This window comes from Vibrio sp. 1727 (assembly GCF_033344415.1).
Lineage (GTDB): Bacteria > Pseudomonadota > Gammaproteobacteria > Enterobacterales > Vibrionaceae > Vibrio > Vibrio alginolyticus.
Map to the genome: position 1 here is coordinate 1 of NZ_JAWPOT010000201.1, position 775 is coordinate 775.

The window sequence follows — 775 nt, forward strand, 5'->3', positions numbered from 1 at the left end:
AAAAAACGGGTTATCCACGGCATCAAAGGTGCAGTTGGGGCAATTGGAATCAGCATGCTGACTGAGCTTTGCATTGAGGCAGAGCGAGTCACCGCGGCGGAGTTTGACAGGCGAGCAGCGGAGTTAATTTTACGAATCGAGCAGGAGATCGACAATATAGACTATTGGGCAGAGATGAATGAATACACAGCTTAATGTGATGGTGATTGATGACCATCCACTACAAACCACAATACTTACGCAGATATTGAATCGCTATTGCGCGCAAGTAACGTCCTTCAACGGTGTCGATGATGCGATTCAATGTGCGCAACGTCAGCATTTTGATGTGATTTTTTGCGATATCCAGATGCCAGGAAAAGACGGCATCGACATGATGGAAATGCTCGATCAGATTCAATACCAAGGACAAGTTGTGTTAGTCAGTGCGATGGAGCTGACCATCATCTCTGCGGTGCGAGCCATGTGCGAAGGGTTTAGCTTTGAGGTGTTAGGGAAGCTGCCTAAGCCGTATGACGAAAACCAAGTGGTTGAATTGCTGAGCCTAATGAAAGGTGAAAAAACCAAAAAGGCGACGTTTATTCAACCCATTGAAGTGCAGGATCAAGAGTTCTTATTCGCGTTGGGTGAAGGGCGAGTGAAAAACTATTACCAACCGCTAGTGGATGCGCAAAGTGGTGAGGTGCTTGGTTATGAAGCGCTCGCGCGTTGGAGTCATCCGATTTACGGCGTGTTGTCACCTTACCACTTTCTGCCGATTGTTGAACGTTGTCAT

At 47.1% G+C, this 775-nt stretch carries 2 protein-coding genes; both read left to right on the plus strand.

All coding sequences use genetic code 11. The features are described 5' to 3' along the window. Window positions 1–195 (plus strand): Hpt domain-containing protein (locus R8O10_RS24760; protein WP_318191894.1); only part of this gene is annotated, 195 nt, incomplete at its 5' end. Beyond that, the coding region (locus R8O10_RS24765) for a response regulator (RefSeq protein WP_318191895.1) at window positions 179–775 on the plus strand (597 nt) is incomplete at its 3' end. The genes R8O10_RS24760 and R8O10_RS24765, both read left to right, overlap by 17 nt.